Here is a 509-nt window from a genome sequence, read left to right as displayed (position 1 = left end):
TCTTTGGCCCGAAGGCATTATGCGGTATTAGCCATCGTTTCCAATGGTTATCCCCCACATCAGGGCAATTTCCCAGGCATTACTCACCCGTCCGCCGCTCGACGCCGTTAACGTCACCCGAAGGGTCTGTTAACTCGTTTCCGCTCGACTTGCATGTGTTAGGCCTGCCGCCAGCGTTCAATCTGAGCCATGATCAAACTCTTCAATTTAAGATTTTGTTCGGCTCAATGAATACTGACTTCAAAACTACTTATGTAATTTTAAAGCTATTATCGTTCCAACAGAACGATAATGAATTGACTGTGCCAAGTCCTCTAGTGTTTCCAAAAGAAGTCTTGATTGGTCACTCAGTTCATTGAAAACCTAATTTGATACCGAGGTATCTAATTTGATTATCATCAACGAGTGCCCACACAGATTGATAGGTTTATATTGTTAAAGAGCTTTGCTTTCAGCACCTTAAGTGCTTCAGCGAGGTGCGTATAATACGCTTCCCACTTTGAAAGTCA

The 509-nt window shown here is 43.2% G+C and carries 1 rRNA gene; it reads right to left on the bottom strand.

Going from position 1 to position 509, the window contains the following annotated elements:
- Positions 1-209: ribosomal RNA gene (locus tag VME0621_RS26020) — 16S ribosomal RNA — on the bottom strand; the annotation flags it as partial.
- Positions 210-509 lie beyond the last annotated feature (300 nt).

This window comes from Vibrio mediterranei, assembly GCF_900088415.1.
GTDB lineage: Bacteria > Pseudomonadota > Gammaproteobacteria > Enterobacterales > Vibrionaceae > Vibrio > Vibrio mediterranei.
Note: the sequence above shows the minus strand (reverse complement) of the source record. Positions and strands in the feature narration are given on the sequence as shown.